Source organism: Pseudomonas sp. NFACC32-1, assembly GCF_900101215.1.
Taxonomy (GTDB): Bacteria; Pseudomonadota; Gammaproteobacteria; order Pseudomonadales; family Pseudomonadaceae; genus Aquipseudomonas.
This window is the reverse complement of sequence record NZ_FMUL01000001.1, coordinates 384,103-402,522: the sequence shown is the minus strand read 5'-3', so window position 1 is coordinate 402,522 and position 18,420 is coordinate 384,103. Positions and strand designations below refer to the sequence as shown.

Here is an 18,420-nt window from a genome sequence, read left to right as displayed (position 1 = left end):
AGGAACGTCCTTGTGGCGGGGGTCACAAACCAGCTTTACACTCAGACCACCGCCGCTACCATGGGTTCGCCATGTCGACATTAGATGAAGAAGATCGCCGCGAATACTACCGTATCGAGGACACGATCGCACTGGAAATTCAGCCCCTGTCGATTCCTGAAGCCGCCAGCCAGGAACTGTTGCAGGATGCTTCTCCATTATTCAATCTGCTCAGCGAACTGCACCTGAGCGAATTCGAGTCACAACACCTGCTGCGCCAGATCAGCGAGCGCGAACGCAGCATCGCGGCGTACCTCAAGGTGATGAACAAACGCATCGACCTGCTCAGCCAGGTGATTGCCCTGACGGTGCTGGGGGAGATCGGCGAGCCACAACCGGTGATCATTTCCGAAGGCGGCATCGACTTCCAATACCCCACGCCCATTGCCGTCGGCGCGCACCTGTCCATCAAACTGGTGCTGATGCCCCAGGCCCTGGGCCTGTTGCTGCGGGCGCGTGTCACCCACTGCGATCCCAAGGGCGATGGCTATGATGTCGGTACCGAGTTCGAACACCCGACCGACGGCCAGCGCCAGTTGCTGGCCCGCTACATCCTGCAGAAACAGGCGCAAGAACGTCGCCTGGCGCGAGAACTGAACGAATCAGGTACCCATAAGGAACAACCGTGACCCTCATCTATGGCCACCGCGGCGCCAAGGGCGAAGCACCGGAAAACACCCTGACCGGTTTTCAGGAATGTCTCAAGCACGGCGTGCGCCGTTGCGAACTGGACCTGCACCTCTCCATGGACGGCGAGTTGATGGTGATCCATGACCCGACCCTCAAGCGCACCACGGATCGCCGGGGCAAGGTGGTGGAACATACCGCCGCCGAGCTGGTGACCTACGATGCGCGCAAAGGTGGCCCGGGCTGGATCACGCCATGCCCGATCCCGCGCCTCGAAGAGCTGTTCGAGAAGTGTGATTTCGAGCATTGGCAACTGGAAGTCAAAAGCGCGTCACGCACCCGGGCGGCGGCGACGGTGCTGGGCATTCGCGAAATGGCCCAGCGCTTCGGGCTGCTGGACAAGGTCACCATCACGTCCAGTTCCCGGGAGGTGCTCAAGGCTGCCCTGGAGCTGACCCCGGACATTTCCCGTGGCCTGGTGGCGGAATACGCCTGGCTCGACCCGTTGAAGGTCGCGCAGAGCTATGGCTGTGAGATTCTGGCGCTGAACTGGACCCTGTGCACGCCGGAACGCCTGATCAAGGCGCAGCGTCAGGGCCTGCATGTGTCGGTGTGGACCGTCAACGAGCCCGCGCTCATGCGCAGGCTCGCCGACTTTGGCGCTGACAGCCTGATTACAGACTTTCCCGGTTTGGCCACTGCCACGCTCGAGAATTGCTGAAATCGGTCTCCCCGGCCGGCTCAGGCCACCGGCCGGAGCCGCTCAAAAAAGCCGGTTGAGCCCGTCGTAGGCCGCTACCCGATAGGCTTCGGCCATGGTCGGGTAGTTGAACGTGGTGTTGACGAAGTACTTCAGCGTGTTCAGCTCGCCAGGCTGGTTCATGATCGCCTGGCCGATGTGGACGATCTCCGAGGCCTGGTAGCCGAAGCAGTGCACGCCCAGCACTTCCAGCGTCTCGCGGTGGAACAGGATCTTGAGCATGCCTTGCGGCTCGCCGGCGATCTGTGCCCGCGCCATGCTCTTGAAGAAAGCCTTGCCCACTTCGTACGGCACCTTGGCCTGGGTCAGCTCCTGCTCGTTCTTGCCAATGGAGCTGATCTCCGGAATGGTGTAGATACCGGTCGGAACGTCGTTGACGAAGCGCCAGCTGCCATTGTCGACGATGCTGCCGGCGGCCGAACGACCCTGGTCGTGGGCGGCACTGGCCAGGCTCGGCCAACCGATCACGTCACCGGCGCCATAGATGTTCGGCACGCAGGTGCGATAGTTTTCATCGACTTCGATCTGGCCACGGCTGTTGACCTTCACGCCGATGTTTTCCAGGCCCAGGGCGTCGGTGTTGCCGGTGCGGCCATTGCACCATAGCAAGGCGTCGGCCTTGATCTTCTTGCCGGACTTGAGGTGCAGGATCACGCCGTTGTCCACACCCTCGACGCGGTCGTACTCTTCGTTGTGGCGCACGGTGATGTTGTTGTTGCTGAAGTGATAGCTCAGGGCCTGGGAGATTTCCGAATCCAGGAAACTCAACAGCTGGCCACGGTTGTCCACCAGTTCCACTAGTACCCCAAGGCCACTGAAGATCGAGGCATATTCACAACCGATCACGCCGGCGCCATAGACGATCAGCTTACGCGGGGTATGGCCCAGGCTCAGGATGGTGTCGCTGTCGTAGATCCGCGCATGGTTGAAGTCGATATCGGCCGGGCGATACGGGCGCGAACCAGTGGCGATGATGATGTGCTTGGCCACCAGCTTTTCCACGACGCCGTTGCCACAGACCACTTCGACGGTCTGCTCGTCGGCGAAGCTGCCGGTGCCGAAGAACACATCCACGCGATTGCGAGCGTAGTAGCCGGTACGCGAGGCCACTTGCTTGGAAATGACTTTCTCGGCGCTCTTGAGCACGTCCGGGAAGGAAAACCAGCGCGGCTCGCCGATCGCCCGGAACATCGGATTGGTGTTGAATTGCATGATCTGCCGGACCGAGTGACGCAAGGCCTTGGACGGGATGGTGCCCAGGTGGGTGCAGTTGCCGCCGACCTGCCGACGGCTGTCGACCATCGCCACCTTGCGCCCTGCCTTGGCGGCGTTCATAGCCGCGCCTTCCCCCGCCGGGCCGGAACCCAGTACCACCACGTCGTAGTTGTAGACAGCCATGCGTACTCCTCAGAACAGGCCGCGGCGCCGGACTTGGCGACCACGGCTAAATCACGCCGTTTGCGGCATGAAGGAACAATTTGGGGCCGGTTCACGAGCCCGGCCACAGTCTATAGAAGCGTCAACGCCGCGCACATTACCCCTTGGTCGCGTCCTAGGCTAGGGGGCACCCCCTTTTGCCTGCGCCATTTCGCCACACCAACCCTCTCACCAGCCTGTCATCGTTGGGCTTTGTCGGTGCTAAACCGTTCAAATGCATCATTGGTGCGGATGACGAAGCGCCCCTGCTCCCGCACCACGAAAAATACCCCGATGCCGTGTTTTTCGGCATAGTCCCAGCCCCTTTCCGGGCCGAGAATCAGCAACAGCGTCGATAGTCCATCGGCCATCAACGCCGAAGGATGAATCACAGTCACTGACGCCAGGTTGTGTCGGACCGGCGAACCGGTGCGTGCGTCGAGCGTGTGGGAATAACGCGTTCCGTCCTGTTCGAAATAATGACGGTAGTCACCGGACGTCGAAACCCCATAACCATCGACCTCGATGACACGCTCGGCCACCTGCCGGTCGTCCCGGGGTTCTTCCAGGGCGACTCGCCAGGGCGCGCCATCGGGCTTGTGTCCGGCAGCCTTGAGCTCTCCCGTGGCTTCCACCAGGTAGCTGTCGATGCCCAGGGCCTGGAGCCTGGCGGCGATCCGGTCCACGGCATGGCCCGCGGCGACGCTGTTGAAATCGACTTCCACCGCGGCGTCCTTGCACAACCGCTCACCGTCGATACGCAGGAGCCCGTAGCCGACACGCTGCCGCGCCTGGGCCAGGGCTTGCGCGGTTGGCACCTTTTCTTCCCGGGACTGGGGGCCGAATCCCCACAGGTTCAACAACGGCTGCACCGTCAGGTCGAAAGCCCCCTCGCTGTCCAGGGACAACCGTTCCCCCACTCGTATCAGTTCCAGGACCGGCCCGGGCATGACCTTGCAACTGTTGGCCGGCAACCCGTTGAAAAGCTCGATCTCGGAATCGCTGCGATAGGTCGAGAACTGCCGGTCCACTTCGGCGAGGATGCTTTCCACCTCGCCCTGCAGCGCTTTCGGGCCAGGGGCGGCGGAATGCCTGACGTATTGGACAGAATAACGACTACCCATGGTGGGCCCGTCGAATCGCTCGAGGGTGTCGCCGTTGCCGCAGCCGGACAAGGCAGCAACCAGGACCACAAGCATCTCCCTGCGTCCAATTAACAAATCTTCATCTCCCCTCAAAACCGCGCCCGCCATTATGGGCGTCAGCGCGTGCATGCGCGAATCTGTGGAAGCGAACCTGGTCGTGATAGTGGAGAGTCAGTCGCATGGGTGCTGATTGATCCGTCGCCACCGCCAGCAGGCTCGCTCCCACAGGTACTGCGATTCCTACAAGATTTGCCAGAGTGAGTACCGACATGTCTTCCAACACGAGCAGCGCCAAGGCGATCTTTCGCGTGGTCAGCGGCAATTTTCTCGAGATGTTCGACTTCATGGTCTACGGCTTCTACGCCACGGCCATCGCCAGGACGTTCTTTCCCACCGACAGTGCCTTCGCTTCGCTGATGCTGTCCCTGGCCACGTTCGGCGCCGGGTTTCTGATGCGTCCGCTGGGGGCGATCTTTCTCGGCGCCTATATTGACCGACACGGTCGCCGCAAGGGACTGATCATCACCCTGGCGATGATGGCCGCGGGCACCTTGCTGATCGCCTGTGTGCCAGGTTACGCCACCCTGGGCGTGATGGCCCCGCTGCTGGTGCTGCTGGGGCGGTTGCTGCAGGGCTTTTCCGCCGGTGTGGAATTGGGCGGTGTGTCGGTGTACCTGGCGGAAATCTCCACGCCGGGACGCAAGGGTTTCTTTGTCAGTTGGCAGTCCGCCAGCCAACAGGCCGCCGTGGTGTTTGCCGGGCTGCTGGGGGTGGCCCTCAATCATTGGCTGAGCCCCCAGGAAATGGGCGAATGGGGTTGGCGCGTACCTTTCCTGGTGGGCTGCATGATCGTGCCGGCCATTTTCGTGATCCGTCGCTCTCTGGAGGAAACCCCTGAGTTCCAAGCAAGAAAACACCGCCCAACCCTGTCGGAAATCATCCGCTCCATCGGTCAGAACTTTGGCATCGTCCTGGCCGGCATGGCGATGGTGGTCATGACCACGGTGTCGTTCTACCTGATCACCGCCTATACCCCGACCTTCGGCAAGGCCGAATTGAACCTGTCGGATCTGGATGCCTTGCTGGTCACGGTATGCATCGGCCTGTCGAACTTCTTCTGGTTACCGGTGATGGGTGCGTTTTCCGACAAGATCGGACGCAAGCCCTTGCTGCTGGGAGCGACAATCCTGGCGATCCTAACGGCATATCCAGCGCTGTCATGGCTGGTGACGAACCCTAGCTTCAGCCACCTGCTGATGGTCGAACTGTGGTTCTCGTTCCTGTACGGATCCTACAACGGCGCCATGGTGGTGGCCTTGACGGAAATCATGCCGGTTGAGGTGCGCACCACCGGCTTTTCCCTGGCCTACAGCCTTGCCACCGCCACCTTCGGCGGCTTTACCCCGGCGGCCTGTACTTATCTGATCCATGAGCTGGGGAACAAGGCGGCTCCCGGCATATGGCTCAGTGGCGCGGCGGTGTTGGGGCTGGTGGCGACCCTGGTGCTGTTCAGGGGCAATCGTCATGAATTGCGCACTGCACAGGCTTCGATGGCGGGCGGCGCCAGATAAGTCCTGGCGCGAGCAGGCCTTGCGCAGGACATAAAGCCCAGACAAAAAAACGCCCCGACAAGTCGGGGCGTTTTCATGGGCGGCCTGGGCTTAGCGCGGGAACGCTGGCGGGTTTACACCGGCCATGTCTTCCATTACGCGAACCACCTGGCAGCTGTAACCGAACTCGTTGTCGTACCACACATACAGGACAACGCGGTTGTCGTTGCAGATGGTGGCTTCGGCATCGACTACGCCGGCGTGGCGCGAGCCTACGAAGTCGGTGGAGACCACTTCCTGCGAATTGACGAAATCGATCTGCTTGTGCAGTTCCGAATGCAGCGCCACATAGCGCAGGTACTCGTTCATCTCTTCGCGGCTGGTGGCTTTCTCCAGGTTCAGGTTGAGAATAGCCATCGACACGTTTGGCGTCGGCACACGGATCGCGTTGCCGGTCAGCTTGCCGGCCAGCTCAGGCAGGGCCTTGGCAGCGGCGGTGGCGGCACCGGTTTCGGTGATGACCATGTTCAACGCGGCGCTGCGGCCACGGCGATCGCCCTTGTGGAAGTTGTCGATCAGGTTCTGGTCGTTGGTATACGAGTGCACGGTTTCAACGTGACCGTTGACGATGCCGAACTTGTCGTTGACCGCCTTGAGCACCGGCACAATGGCGTTGGTGGTGCAGGACGCGGCGGAGACGATCTTGTCCTCGGCCGTGATATCGCCATGGTTGATACCGTGAACGATGTTCTTCAGCTTGCCCTTGCCAGGCGCGGTCAGCACGACCCGGTCGATGCCCGGGCAGGCCAGATGCTGGCCCAGGCCATCGGCATCACGCCATACGCCGGTGTTGTCCACCAGCAGGGCGTCCTTGATGCCGTACTGGGTGTAGTCCACCTCGGTGGGGTTCTTCGCGTAGATCACCTGGATCAGGTTACCGTTGGCGCAGATGGTGTTGTTTTCTTCATCGATGATGATGGTGCCGTTGAACGAACCGTGGACCGAATCGCGGCGCAGCAGGCTGGCACGCTTGGTCAGGTCGTTCTCGGCGCCCTTGCGCACCACGATGGCCCGCAGGCGCAGGCCGTCGCCGCCACCGGTCTTCTCGATCAGGATGCGCGCCAGCAGACGGCCGATACGACCGAAGCCGTACAGCACCACGTCGGTACCTTTACGGGCCGAAGCGTTCTGTTGACCCACCACATCGGCCAGCTCTTCGCGAACGAACTGCTCGGCGCTGCGGCCATTGCCCTGGGCCTTGAACTTGACGGCCAGCTTGCCCAGGTCCACCGAGGCGGCACCGAGCTTGAGCTCGCTCATGGCCTTGAGCAGAGGGAAAGTTTCGTGGACGGACAATTCGCTGTCGTCAGACTGACGGTGGCGAGCAAAGCGGTGAGCCTTGAGAATCGCGATGACAGACTGGTTGATCAGGCTGCGGCCATAGATCGAGCTCACCACGTTGTTATTGCGGTAGAGCTGACCGATGAGAGGGATCATCGCTTCGGCGAGTGCTTCACGGTCGATCCATTCACCAAGACACTGGTCGGGCTTCTGAGTCACGGGAACCTTCCACATGTAGGGGCTGAAAAAAGGGGCTACATTATGCCGCCGAGTCCACGGCTGAGCAATGCGCGCCTGTCGCGCCGTGGTTTTCCCCTTCGCCAGGGTAGTCTACGACTGACAGCCCCCCCTTTACCCCGCTACAATTGTCGACTTTGTCGCAACGCTTGGAGCTCAACCTTCCGTGCCCGTTCTGCGTCTCCCGCATCTCCCTGCCTGTGCAGGTAAACAGCACTGGGGCAACCTGCCCGGTGCCGCCCTGAGCCTGGCCATCGCCGAGGCCGCCAGCGCTGCAAAGCGCTTCACCCTGCTGCTGACCGCCGACAGCCAGAGCGCCGAGCGGTTGGAACAGGAGCTGAGTTTCTTCGCCCCGGATTTGCCAGTGCTGCATTTCCCGGATTGGGAAACCCTGCCCTACGACCTGTTTTCCCCGCACCAGGACATCATTTCCCAGCGAATCGCCAGCCTCTACCGGTTGCCCGAGCTCAGTCATGGCGTTTTGGTAGTGCCGATCACCACGGCCCTACATCGCCTGGCACCGACCCAGTTCCTGCTCGGTAGCAGCCTGGTGCTGGACATCGGCCAGAAACTCGACGTCGAGCAGATGCGCAGCCGCCTGGAAGCCAGCGGCTATCGTTGCGTCGATACCGTCTACGAGCACGGCGAGTTCGCCGTACGCGGGGCATTGATCGATCTGTTCCCGATGGGCAGCAAGCTGCCTTATCGCATCGACCTGTTCGATGACGAAATCGAGACACTGCGCACCTTCGACCCGGAAAACCAGCGATCCATCGACAAGGTCCAGTCGGTCCGCCTGCTGCCCGCCAAGGAGTTCCCGCTGCAGAAGGAAGCCGTGACCCGTTTCAAGGCACGCTTTCGCGAACGCTTCGATGTGGATTTCCGCCGCTGCCCGATCTTCCAGGACCTGAGCAGCGGGATCACCCCGGCCGGGATCGAGTACTACCTGCCATTGTTCTTCGAAGACACGTCCACGCTGTTCGACTATCTGCCACAGGACACCCAGGTGTTTTCCCTGCCCGGCATCGAACAGGCGGCGGAAAACTTCTGGAACGACGTGCGCAACCGTTACGAAGAGCGCCGCGTCGACCCGGCCCGCCCGCTATTGCCGCCGGCCGAGCTGTTCCTGCCGGTGGAAGACTGCTTTGCCCGCCTCAAGAGCTGGCCCCGCGTGGTGGCCAGCCAGCAGGACGTGGAGCCCGGTGTCGGCCGCGAACGTTTCCCCGCCAAGCCCCTGCCCGACCTGGCCATCGAAGCCAAGGCCACCCAACCGTTGTGGGCCCTGGCGGGCTTTCTCGACGAATTTCCCGGCCGCGTCCTGTTCACCGCCGAGTCCGCCGGACGGCGAGAAGTCCTGCTGGAACTGCTCGAGCGCCTGAAGCTGCGACCCAAGACCGTGGACAGCTGGCCGGACTTCGTCGCCGGCACGGATCGACTGGCGATCACCATCGCGCCGCTGGACGAAGGGCTGGTGCTCGACGATCCGGCCCTTGCACTGGTCGCCGAAAGCCCGTTGTTCGGCCAGCGCGTGATGCAGCGCAGGCGCCGCGAGAAACGGGCCGACGCCAGCAACGAAGCCGTCATCAAGAACCTCACCGAGCTGCGCGAGGGCGCCCCGGTGGTGCACATCGACCACGGTGTGGGCCGATACCTGGGCCTGGCCACCCTGGAAGTCGATAACCAGACGGCCGAATTCCTCACCCTGGAATACGCCGAGGGTGCCAAGCTCTACGTGCCGGTGGCGAACCTGCACCTGATCGCACGCTATACCGGCAGCGACGATGCCCTGGCCCCGTTGCACCGCCTGGGCTCGGAAACCTGGCAGAAGGCCAAGCGCAAGGCCGCCGAACAGGTGCGCGACGTCGCCGCCGAGCTGCTGGATATCTACGCCCGCCGGGCCGCGCGGGAAGGTTTCGCGTTCACCGACCCGAAAGCCGATTACGAGACCTTCAGCGCCGGCTTCCCGTTCGAAGAGACCGTCGACCAGCAGACCACCATCGAAGCCGTGCGCGCCGACATGCTCGCGCCCAAGCCGATGGACCGGCTGGTGTGCGGCGATGTCGGCTTCGGCAAGACCGAAGTGGCGATGCGCGCCGCGTTCATTGCCGTGCACAGCGGCAAGCAGGTGGCGATCCTGGTGCCGACCACCCTGCTCGCCCAGCAGCACTACAACAGTTTCCGCGACCGCTTCGCCGACTGGCCGGTGACAGTGGAAGTGATGAGCCGCTTCAAATCCGCCAAGGAAGTGAACGCTGCGGTTAAGGATCTGGCCGAGGGCAAGATCGACATCGTCATCGGCACGCATAAATTGCTGCAGGACGATGTGAAGATCAAAAACCTCGGACTGGTGATCATCGACGAAGAGCACCGCTTCGGTGTGCGCCAGAAAGAACAGCTCAAGGCCCTGCGCAGCGAAGTCGACATCCTGACCCTCACCGCCACGCCGATCCCGCGCACGCTGAACATGGCGGTGTCGGGCATGCGCGACCTGTCGATCATCGCCACGCCGCCGGCCCGTCGCCTGTCGGTGCGCACGTTCGTCATGGAACAGAACAAGAGCACGGTCAAGGAAGCCCTGCTGCGGGAGTTGCTGCGTGGCGGCCAGGTCTATTACCTGCACAACGACGTCAAGACCATCGAGAAATGCGCCGCCGACCTGGCCGAGCTGGTACCGGAAGCCCGGATCGGCATCGGCCATGGACAGATGCGCGAACGTGAACTCGAGCAGGTGATGAGCGATTTCTACCACAAGCGCTTCAACGTGCTGATCGCCTCGACCATCATCGAAACCGGCATCGACGTGCCCAGCGCCAACACCATCATCATCGAGCGCGCCGACAAGTTCGGCCTGGCCCAGTTGCATCAGTTGCGCGGTCGGGTCGGACGCAGCCATCATCAGGCCTATGCCTACCTGCTGACACCGCCACGCCAGCAGATCACCCCGGATGCTGAGAAACGCCTGGAGGCCATCGCCAACACCCAGGACCTCGGCGCGGGCTTCGTACTGGCGACCAACGACCTGGAAATCCGCGGCGCCGGTGAGCTGCTGGGCGATGGCCAGAGTGGCCAGATTCAGGCCGTCGGCTTCACCCTGTACATGGAAATGCTCGAACGGGCCGTCAAGTCGATCCGCAAGGGCGAACAGCCGAACCTCGACCAGCCCCTGGGTGGCGGGCCGGAAATCAACCTCCGGGTACCGGCGCTGATTCCCGAGGACTATCTGCCGGACGTGCATGCGCGGCTGATTCTCTACAAACGCATCGCCTCGGCCAGCGATGAAGAAGGCCTCAAGGACCTGCAAGTGGAGATGATCGACCGCTTCGGCCTGCTGCCGGAGCCGACCAAGAACCTGGTACGTACCACGCTGCTCAAGCTCAAGGCCGAGCAATTGGGCATCAAGAAAGTCGACGGCGGGCCCAACGGCGGCCGTATCGAGTTCGAGGCCCAGACCCCGGTCGATCCGCTGGTGCTGATCAAGCTGATCCAGGGCCAGCCCAAACGCTACAAGTTCGAGGGTGCCACGATGTTCAAGTTCATGGTGCCCATGGAACGCCCGGAAGAGCGTTTCAATACCGTAGAAGCGCTGTTCGAGCGCCTCACCCCGACCACTGCTTGAAGGACGCCCCATGCGCCTGTTTCGCTCACTGACCTTGTTGATGACCCTGGTCGCTCCCCTGGCGTTCGCCGACGACCTGTATCAGGTTGAAATGATCCTGGTACGCCAGAATGCCGAGCCGGCAATCATCAGTCGCGCCGCACCGGAGGACTGGGATGCCGGCGCGCAACGCCTGGCCGCGGACAGCCAGCGCGCGCCAGCCATGGGCAACATCGTGGAGAAACTCAACGCAAGCGGCCAGTACACGGTGCTGATGCACAAAGCCTGGCAACAGACCCTGGGCGAACAGGGCAGCAAGGTCGCCATCAGCGACGGCACCGAACAGTTCGGTCAATTCCCTATCGAAGGCACCCTGGAACTGAAACTGGGACGCTTCACCGACGTGGATGCCGACTTCTGGGTCAACCAGATCGATGGCAATGGCCTGGTCACCGCCAGCGAACGCCTGAAACAGAAAAGCCACACCAAGAATGGCCAGCTCAATTACCTGGACAACGGTCATCTTGCCTTGCTGATCAAGATCACCTCCATGACCACGCCCGCCCCACGGCAGGCGCCTGACGTCATTCCCGACTGACCGGCGCGCCTATGCCCTCGCCCCTGAGCAAACCCCTGGCACCTTCCTGGGTCAATCGATTCAAGGAGCAGAGCCTGGAACGCGGGCGCCGCTACGCGCAGGAAAACCGCATCAGGATCGTCGAGGCCGGTGAAAGCACCATTACCGCCAGTTGCGAAGGCTCTGGCGGCAACGTTTACCGTCAGACCATTCGCCTGAAAGAGTCAGCCAAAGGGACACTGCTGTTGCTTGAAGCGGCGTGCTCCTGCCCGGTACGCATCAACTGCAAGCACTGTGCGGCGGTGCTGCTGCAAGTCCAGGAAACCCTGGCCTACCCGGCCGCCGAAAAAGACGCGCAACTGCTGGAAAAACTTCAGGCGGTGCTGGACAACCGCAGCCCCAAGGCCCCGCCGCAAGTGCTTGTGGACAACGTCCAGCCAGTGCCGCGCCTCTGGCTGGCCAGCATCGAGTTCAGTGCCTTCGAGCCGCGCAATGGCAAGATGCAACGCTATATCCAGCATCGTGCCGCCCTGTCGTTCAGCTACCTGGACGAGTACGTCAGCGGCCAGCGCAATACCGACGTACTGATTCGCCAGGAAACCCAAACGCTGCGGATCAAACGCCAGACCGATGTGGAACAGTCCTATCGCGAACAGCTAAGGATCCTCGGCTTCAAGGTGGCGACCCGACAAAGCAAGGCCCTGCCGGAAAGCGCCGGTGAACTGTACGAAATGGTCAACGACAGCGCCTGGCTGACATTCACGCTCAATGACCTGCCGAAACTGCGTAGCCAGGGCTGGGAATTGCAGATCGACGAGGATTTCGGCTTCGACCTCACCGCCGTGGATGACTGGTACGCCACCGTCGAGCAAACGCCGGAGCGGGACTGGTTCGACCTGGAGCTGGGGATCATCGTCAATGGCGAGCGGCTGAGCCTGCTGCCGATCCTGCTGAACCTGATGCGCTCGCACATCGAGCTGTTCAACCCGGAACGCCTGGCGAGACGGCGCGACGACGAACTGATTCTGGTCAACCTGCCGAACCGCCCGAATTCGCAGTTTGGCCCGCAACAAGTGGCCCTGCCCTATGGCCGACTGAAACCGGTACTGGCGACCCTGGGCGAGTTTTACCTGCAGGAACCGGGCACTACCAAGCTACGCCTGAACAACGCGGACGCCTTGCGCCTCAACCCGTTGCAGGACATGCCCTTGCGTTGGGAAGGCGGCGAGCATATCCGCAGCCTTGCCCAGCGCCTTCGAGACATCAAGGACTACACGGCCACCGCGCCAGAGGGACTGAACGCGACATTGCGGCCTTATCAGCTCGAAGGCTTGAGCTGGATGCAATCGCTGCGGCAGCTGGAAGTCGGCGGCATCCTCGCGGACGACATGGGCCTGGGCAAGACCCTACAGACACTGGCGCATATTCTCAGCGAAAAAAATGCCGGCCGCCTGGACCGGCCCTGCATGGTGGTAATGCCCACCAGCCTGATTCCCAACTGGCTCGACGAAGCAGCCCACTTCACACCGCAACTGAAGGTGCTGGCCCTGTATGGCGCCGGACGCAAGAAGCACTTCGATCGGCTGGCCGATTACGACCTGGTACTGACCACCTACGCGCTGCTACCCAAGGATGTCGAGCGCCTAGCGGCGCAATCGCTGCATGTACTGATCCTCGACGAAGCCCAGTACATCAAGAACCCCACCAGCAAAGCCGCCCAGGCCGCCCGAGAACTCAATGCCCGGCAGCGCCTGTGCCTGTCCGGCACGCCCCTGGAGAATCACTTGGGCGAGCTGTGGTCCCTGTTTCATTTCCTTCTGCCGGGGTGGCTGGGCGACGTCAAGAGCTTCAACCGCGATTACCGCGTGCCGATTGAAAAACGCGGCAGCGACGCGAGGCTCAAGCACCTCAATGGTCGGGTGAAACCCTTCCTGCTGCGCAGGACCAAAGAACAAGTGGCGACGGAACTGCCGCCCAAGACCGAGATCGTCCATTGGGTTGAACTCAGCGATGCCCAGCGGGACGTCTACGAAACCATGCGCCTGGCCATGGACAAGAAAGTCCGCGACGAGATCACCCGAAAAGGCGTGGCTCGCAGCCAGATCATCATCCTCGAGGCGTTGCTCAAGCTGCGCCAGGTGTGTTGCGATTTGCGCCTGATCAACGACGCCAACCTGCCCAGCAAGGGCAGCACCTCGGGCAAACTCGACAGCCTGATGGAAATGCTCGAAGAGTTGTTCGAAGAAGGCCGCCGGGTGCTGCTGTTTTCCCAGTTCACCTCGATGCTGGCGCTGATCGAGAGCGAGCTGAAAAAACGCGGGATCGATTACGCCATCCTGACCGGCCAGACCCGGGATCGGCGCACGCCCGTCAAGGAGTTCCAGAGCGGTAAGCGCCAGATCTTCCTGATCAGCCTGAAGGCTGGAGGCGTGGGCCTGAACCTGACCGAGGCCGATACCGTGATCCACTACGATCCGTGGTGGAACCCCGCCACCGAAAACCAGGCAACTGATCGCGCCTACCGCATCGGCCAGGAAAAACCGGTGTTCGTCTACAAGCTGATTGCCCGAGGCACAGTGGAAGAAAAGATACAGCTGCTGCAAAAAGAAAAATCCGACCTCGCTGCGGGCGTGCTGGACGGCCGCGTGGCAGGAGACTGGCAATTGCAGAGCGACGATATCGAGGCGCTGTTTGCCCCGCTGCCGGATAAGCTGGAAAAGCGCTGACGTCGGCGAAGCCCCTGTCCACGCCCTTCCCCAGTGAGAGCGCACAGACCCGCAATAGCCGGCTATCCCGCCGCCAGCACCCGGGCCAGCACTGACTTCACTGTTCCCATCCCGTCACGCAACGCCTGCTCGATTTCTGCCATGCTGATGACCGTCGCGGATTTCCCGGCGGCCGGGTTCACCACCAGGGCCAGGCAGGCGTAGTCCAGTTCCAGTTCACGGGCCAGTGCCGCTTCCGGCATGCCGGTCATGCCGACGATGTCGCAACCATCGCGCTCCAGCCGTACGATCTCGGCGGCCGTCTCCAGGCGCGGCCCCTGGGTACAGCCATGGACGCCTCGATCGCTGTAGTCGCAGCCCTCGGCGGCCAGGGCAGCGATCAGCCGCTGGCGCAGCAGCTCGCTGTAGGGATAGCTGAAGTCGATATGGGTGACCGCTTCCAGGTCATCGGCGAAATAGGTGTGCTGACGACCGCTGGTGTAATCGATCAACTGATGGGGCACGCAAAGATGTCCGGTCCCCATGGCCGCATGAATCCCACCCACGGCGTTGACGGCCAGGATCGCCTCTGCACCGGCCTGCTTCAGGGCCCAGAGATTGGCGCGATAGTTCACCTGATGGGGCGGGAAGCGATGAGGATGACCATGACGAGCCAGGAACAGGACTTCACGCCCGGCGAATTCGCCAATGTGCACCTGGGAGGACGGTGCGCCATAGGGTGTCTCAACCGTCAGGGACTGGCGAATGGCCAGGCCCTCCAGTTGGGCCAGGCCGGTACCGCCGATGATTGCGTGAACGGCCATCGATGATGTCCTAGTCGATCAGTTGGGCAGCCTTCAAGGCGCCGATCGCCGTCAGCCAGCGTGGGTCCTGGCGATACTCGGTGGTGGCGAACGCCTGGCCACGCATGCGGGCGATCCGTGCCGACGGCTTGACCTTCAACCGCTGTGCAGCACTCAAGGCCAGCTCAGCGGCTGCGCGGTCGTTGCACACCAGGCCCATGTCGCATCCGGCCGATAGCGCGGCCTCGATGCGACTGGCAGCATCGCCAACCACGTGGGCGCCAGCCATCGACAGGTCATCACTGAAGATCACGCCGTCGAACTGCAGCTCGCCTCGCAGGATGTCCTGCAGCCAGCGTCGGGAAAAGCCTGCCGGGTTGGCATCGACCTGGGGATAGATGACATGGGCGGGCATCACTGCGGCCAACTGCTTGCTCAATCTGGCGAAGGGCACCAGGTCATTGGCGCGGATCTGCTCCAGGCTGCGCTCATCATTGGGGATGGCCACGTGAGAGTCGGCCTCGGCCCAGCCATGACCGGGAAAATGCTTGCCGGTGGCCGCCATGCCGGCGGCCTTCATGCCACGAATGAACGCACCTGCCAGCGATGCCACGCGCTCGGGATCACCTTCGAAAGAACGACTACCAACCACGGCGCTGCGCTGGTAATCGAGATCCAGCACCGGCGCGAAGCTCAGGTCGAGACCGACAGCCAGCACCTCGGTGGCCATGATCCAGCCGCACTGCTCGGCCAGGTATTCGGCATTCGGATTGTCGGCAATGGCCCGCATGGCCGGCAAACGGACGAACCCCTGACGCAGGCGCTGAACGCGCCCCCCCTCCTGGTCCACCGCCAGCAGAAGGTCTGGACGAATGGCCCGTATCGACGCGCTCAACTCGCGAACCTGCCGTGGATGCTCGATATTTCGAGCGAAAATGATCAGGCCGCCCACTTCCGGCTGACGCAACAGGTGGCGGTCCTCGGCCGTCAGCCAGGTACCGGCGACGTCCACCATCAACGAGCCTTGCAGGCCAGCAGTCATAATAGTTCCTTGATAATGATGAATCCGCACGGCGGCTGCGCGACCGCACCCTCAGGCGCCTGGCCCGGCAGAACGCGGTCACGCAATGGGAGATGGGGCGGATTCGAAACGAGAGTGTGCATGGGCGGCTAGCTTAGCGGATGTAGGCCGCCGCGCCCACCCATGCACCGGGCACTCAGGCCTTGGCGAGCGCCGGTGTCGATTTGCTGCGCGGACGCAATTGCGCGGCCGCCATGGCGTCGTCGGTGACGCCGCTCTCGGCGCGCATGCCGGCCGCCAGGAACGGCACCATCAGGCGCATCACCTGCTCGATGGACGTGTTCACGCCGAAATCGGTTTCGGCGATGGCCCTCAAGGCCTTGATACCGGACATGCTGAACGCAGCGGCACCGAGCATGAAATGCACGCGCCAGAACAGCTCGATGGGCGGGATACGGGGTGCGGCTTCGTTGACCAGAAGCATGTAGCGGCGGAACACCTTGCCGTACATGTCTTCGAGGTAACGCCGCAGGTGCCCCTGGCTCTGGCTGAAGGCCAGGCCCAGGAGGCGCATGAAAATGGACAGGTCGTTGCCACTGCGTGGTTGCACGGCAAGCGCCTGCTCGACCAGCATCTCCAGCAGTTCTTCGAGGGTGGGCTTGACGTCGGGCTTGGCCTGGCGGCGTTCCAGCTCGCGGTCGAGGCTGAGGCAGAAAGGCCCGAGGAAGCGCGAGAAGACCGCCTGGATCAGCGCCTTCTTCGAGCCGAAATGATAGTTCACCGCCGCCAGGTTCACCCCGGCCTTGCTGGTAATCAGACGCAACGAGGTTTCGGCAAAACCTTTTTCCGCGAACAACTGCTCGGCAGCATCGAGAATGCGTTCAACGGTTTCCGACTGGGCCATGGCTACTCCGCCTGACAAACACTTGTTTGAAACATACGTTTCAGCCCCCGCGTTGTCAAGCCTGGCGGGACGTTTTGCGAACGGGCGGTCAGCTATTTAACCATACCTTTGACAGGCTGTAGCCATGGCGCATCCAGCAGCTCCTTCTACCGTCCGGCGGCCCGAGAAAAAAGGAGGATTGCCAAGCGGCCGCCACTGTATATAATCCCAGTCACTGTATAAAAAGACAGAGCGATCAATATGCTAAAGCTGACGCCACGCCAAGCAGAGATTCTGGCCTTCATCAAACGCTGCCTAGAAGACAACGGCTACCCGCCGACCCGCGCGGAAATCGCTCAGGAACTGGGTTTCAAGTCGCCCAACGCGGCGGAAGAACATCTCAAGGCCCTCGCTCGCAAAGGCGCGATCGAAATGACGCCCGGCGCGTCCCGCGGGATCCGCATCCCCGGCTTCGAAGCCAAGGCCGACGAAACCACCCTGCCGATCATTGGCCGCGTGGCGGCAGGCGCTCCGATCCTTGCTGAACAACACGTCGAAGAATCCTGCAACATCAACCCTTCTTTCTTCCATCCCCGGGCCGATTATCTTCTTCGCGTCCACGGCATGAGCATGAAGGACATCGGCATTTTCGATGGCGACCTGCTGGCGGTGCACACCACTCGCGAAGCCCGCAATGGCCAGATCGTCGTGGCGCGTATCGGTGACGAAGTGACCGTCAAGCGCTTCAAGCGCGATGGCAGCAAGGTCTGGCTGATCGCCGAAAACCCCGAATTCGCCCCCATCGAAGTGAACCTGAAAGAACAGGATCTCGTCATCGAAGGCTTGAGCGTCGGCGTCATTCGCCGCTAAAGGAGGCTTTATGCATTTCCCTCACACACCACAGCACACGCAACTGCCGCTGTTCGAGGCATTCATGGCCCAGCCTTTGGCTCCAGTCCTGAAAGATGTGATCGAATCACCCTGGGGCGTCGAGCCCGAGGCCTTCAGTGAATTGTCGTTACGTGGTGCGGCCGGGAACTGCCTGAACCTGCTGGCCCCGATCCTGCGGGAGTTGAGCCAGGACCAGGACGCTCGCTGGTTGACGCTGATCGCGCCTCCGGCGAGCGTTACCCAAGCCTGGCTGCGAGATGCCGGCCTCAATCGCGAGCGTATCCTGCTGCTGCAGCCCCGAGGCACTCAGAGCGCCCTACAGTTGACGTGCGAAGCACTGCGCCTGGGCCGTAGCCATACGGTGGTCAGCTGGCTCAACCCGCTATCCCCTGCCGCGCGGCAACAGTTGATCAGCGCCGCTCGCGTCGGAGACGCACAAAGCCTGAATATTCGTTTGGGCTAGGACAACCACGAGGCTTCTCCAGGACAGAGAAGCCGGTCAGCAAATCATCTTTCAAAAACCGACAAACGGGTATCAATGAAGAACCCGTGGTCCTTCTTCCTTGCTGAACTCACCTTCAACCAGGCGCCCTGCCATTTGGACACCCACGCTCAACATCGCCTTGGCGACTTCGACGTGCTGCCCCTGAAGGAACGCCTTGGCGTCTTCGGAGAAACTCAGGGTAACCAGGGAACCCTCGTCCTCAGCCCTGCGCAGCTCGATGCGGCCGTCAGGAAGTTCGACAATTTCTAGAAAGGACGTAGGCATAAAAGTCTGTTCTCCACGAAAGGCGAGGATTATATCGCCATCGGCCAGGATTCGCTCGGGA

The 18,420-nt window shown here is 62.0% G+C and carries 15 protein-coding genes; 8 read left to right on the top strand and 7 right to left on the bottom strand.

Features of this window, described 5'->3' with window-relative positions; translation table 11 throughout:
• Positions 1 to 71: 71 nt before the first annotated feature.
• Both BLP99_RS01725 and BLP99_RS01720 read left to right on the top strand, forming a co-directional pair.
• Complete coding sequence (locus BLP99_RS01725) at positions 72 to 668, top strand: PilZ domain-containing protein (RefSeq protein WP_072388978.1); 597 nt, start codon at positions 72 to 74, stop codon at positions 666 to 668.
• The gene (locus BLP99_RS01720; RefSeq protein ID WP_072388980.1) at positions 665 to 1,387 is read left to right on the top strand and encodes a glycerophosphodiester phosphodiesterase; all 723 of its coding nucleotides are present in this window, start codon (positions 665 to 667) and stop codon (positions 1,385 to 1,387) included. The genes BLP99_RS01725 and BLP99_RS01720 overlap by 4 nt, the downstream gene beginning before the upstream one ends.
• A gap of 42 nt (positions 1,388 to 1,429) precedes the next feature.
• On the opposite strand, the gene sthA is transcribed toward BLP99_RS01720, so the two are convergent.
• A complete protein-coding gene (sthA, locus tag BLP99_RS01715) occupies positions 1,430 to 2,824 on the bottom strand; it encodes a Si-specific NAD(P)(+) transhydrogenase (protein WP_053158653.1) in 1,395 nt (464 codons plus the stop codon).
• A 218-nt stretch (positions 2,825 to 3,042) separates the two neighbouring features.
• Positions 3,043 to 4,041, bottom strand: a complete 999-nt coding sequence (locus BLP99_RS01710) for an FAD:protein FMN transferase (RefSeq protein WP_256327589.1) — start codon at positions 4,039 to 4,041, stop codon at positions 3,043 to 3,045.
• 215 nt (positions 4,042 to 4,256) lie between these two features.
• On the opposite strand from BLP99_RS01710, the gene BLP99_RS01705 reads away from it, so the two are divergent.
• Positions 4,257 to 5,558 (top strand): MFS transporter, encoded by a 1,302-nt coding sequence (locus BLP99_RS01705; RefSeq protein WP_072430359.1) that lies wholly within the window; start codon positions 4,257 to 4,259, stop codon positions 5,556 to 5,558.
• 90 nt (positions 5,559 to 5,648) lie between these two features.
• Here the strand turns inward: BLP99_RS01705 and BLP99_RS01700 are convergent, their stop codons facing one another.
• Positions 5,649 to 7,112 (bottom strand): glyceraldehyde-3-phosphate dehydrogenase, encoded by a 1,464-nt coding sequence (locus tag BLP99_RS01700; protein ID WP_072388986.1) that lies wholly within the window; start codon positions 7,110 to 7,112, stop codon positions 5,649 to 5,651.
• Between the two features lie 169 nt (positions 7,113 to 7,281).
• On the opposite strand from BLP99_RS01700, the gene mfd reads away from it, so the two are divergent.
• Genes mfd through BLP99_RS01685 form a run of 3 tightly spaced genes read left to right on the top strand, consistent with a single transcriptional unit; the run spans position 7,282 to position 14,013 of the window.
• Positions 7,282 to 10,731 carry a transcription-repair coupling factor gene (mfd, locus tag BLP99_RS01695; protein ID WP_092179566.1) on the top strand — a complete coding sequence of 1,150 codons (3,450 nt, stop codon included), beginning with the start codon at positions 7,282 to 7,284 and terminating at the stop codon, positions 10,729 to 10,731.
• A gap of 10 nt (positions 10,732 to 10,741) precedes the next feature.
• A complete protein-coding gene (locus BLP99_RS01690; protein ID WP_072388990.1) occupies positions 10,742 to 11,308 on the top strand; it encodes a CsiV family protein in 567 nt (188 codons plus the stop codon).
• Positions 11,309 to 11,319: 11 nt separating this feature from the next.
• A complete protein-coding gene (locus BLP99_RS01685) occupies positions 11,320 to 14,013 on the top strand; it encodes a DEAD/DEAH box helicase (protein ID WP_072430357.1) in 2,694 nt (897 codons plus the stop codon).
• A 62-nt stretch (positions 14,014 to 14,075) separates the two neighbouring features.
• On the opposite strand, the gene BLP99_RS01680 is transcribed toward BLP99_RS01685, so the two are convergent.
• The 3 genes from BLP99_RS01680 to BLP99_RS01670 form a co-directional block, all read right to left on the bottom strand.
• On the bottom strand, positions 14,076 to 14,816 hold the full coding sequence (locus BLP99_RS01680) for an S-methyl-5'-thioinosine phosphorylase (protein WP_072388994.1): 741 nt from the start codon (positions 14,814 to 14,816) through the stop codon (positions 14,076 to 14,078).
• 10 nt (positions 14,817 to 14,826) lie between these two features.
• The gene (nagZ, locus tag BLP99_RS01675) at positions 14,827 to 15,825 is read right to left on the bottom strand and encodes a beta-N-acetylhexosaminidase (protein WP_176776489.1); all 999 of its coding nucleotides are present in this window, start codon (positions 15,823 to 15,825) and stop codon (positions 14,827 to 14,829) included.
• A 187-nt stretch (positions 15,826 to 16,012) separates the two neighbouring features.
• The gene (locus BLP99_RS01670) at positions 16,013 to 16,720 is read right to left on the bottom strand and encodes a TetR/AcrR family transcriptional regulator (protein ID WP_072388997.1); all 708 of its coding nucleotides are present in this window, start codon (positions 16,718 to 16,720) and stop codon (positions 16,013 to 16,015) included.
• 240 nt (positions 16,721 to 16,960) lie between these two features.
• Here BLP99_RS01670 and lexA point away from each other — a divergent pair, with 240 nt between their 5' ends.
• On the top strand, positions 16,961 to 17,569 hold the full coding sequence (gene lexA / locus BLP99_RS01665) for a transcriptional repressor LexA (RefSeq protein WP_072388999.1): 609 nt from the start codon (positions 16,961 to 16,963) through the stop codon (positions 17,567 to 17,569).
• Positions 17,570 to 17,579: 10 nt separating this feature from the next.
• The gene (gene sulA / locus BLP99_RS01660; protein ID WP_072389001.1) at positions 17,580 to 18,053 is read left to right on the top strand and encodes an SOS-induced cell division inhibitor SulA; all 474 of its coding nucleotides are present in this window, start codon (positions 17,580 to 17,582) and stop codon (positions 18,051 to 18,053) included.
• A 72-nt stretch (positions 18,054 to 18,125) separates the two neighbouring features.
• Here sulA and BLP99_RS01655 read toward each other — a convergent pair whose 3' ends face one another.
• Entirely contained in the window at positions 18,126 to 18,359 is a 234-nt protein-coding gene (locus BLP99_RS01655) for a hypothetical protein (RefSeq protein ID WP_072389598.1), read from the bottom strand.
• Between the last annotated feature and the right edge of the window lie 61 nt (positions 18,360 to 18,420).

Excerpts from the sequence above, each read along its gene's own strand:
- sulA (WP_072389001.1), top strand. The coding sequence starts at position 17,580 with ATGCATTTCCCTCACACACCACAGCACACGCAACTGCCGCTGTTCGAG.
- BLP99_RS01670 (WP_072388997.1), bottom strand. The coding sequence starts at position 16,720 with ATGGCCCAGTCGGAAACCGTTGAACGCATTCTCGATGCTGCCGAGCAG.
- BLP99_RS01725 (WP_072388978.1), top strand. The coding sequence starts at position 72 with ATGTCGACATTAGATGAAGAAGATCGCCGCGAATACTACCGTATCGAG.
- BLP99_RS01685 (WP_072430357.1), top strand. The coding sequence starts at position 11,320 with ATGCCCTCGCCCCTGAGCAAACCCCTGGCACCTTCCTGGGTCAATCGA.
- BLP99_RS01690 (WP_072388990.1), top strand. The coding sequence starts at position 10,742 with ATGCGCCTGTTTCGCTCACTGACCTTGTTGATGACCCTGGTCGCTCCC.
- BLP99_RS01700 (WP_072388986.1), bottom strand. The coding sequence starts at position 7,112 with ATGTGGAAGGTTCCCGTGACTCAGAAGCCCGACCAGTGTCTTGGTGAA.
- sthA (WP_053158653.1), bottom strand. The coding sequence starts at position 2,824 with ATGGCTGTCTACAACTACGACGTGGTGGTACTGGGTTCCGGCCCGGCG.
- BLP99_RS01705 (WP_072430359.1), top strand. The coding sequence starts at position 4,257 with ATGTCTTCCAACACGAGCAGCGCCAAGGCGATCTTTCGCGTGGTCAGC.
- lexA (WP_072388999.1), top strand. The coding sequence starts at position 16,961 with ATGCTAAAGCTGACGCCACGCCAAGCAGAGATTCTGGCCTTCATCAAA.
- BLP99_RS01710 (WP_256327589.1), bottom strand. The coding sequence starts at position 4,041 with ATGCTTGTGGTCCTGGTTGCTGCCTTGTCCGGCTGCGGCAACGGCGAC.
- BLP99_RS01680 (WP_072388994.1), bottom strand. The coding sequence starts at position 14,816 with ATGGCCGTTCACGCAATCATCGGCGGTACCGGCCTGGCCCAACTGGAG.
- BLP99_RS01655 (WP_072389598.1), bottom strand. The coding sequence starts at position 18,359 with ATGCCTACGTCCTTTCTAGAAATTGTCGAACTTCCTGACGGCCGCATC.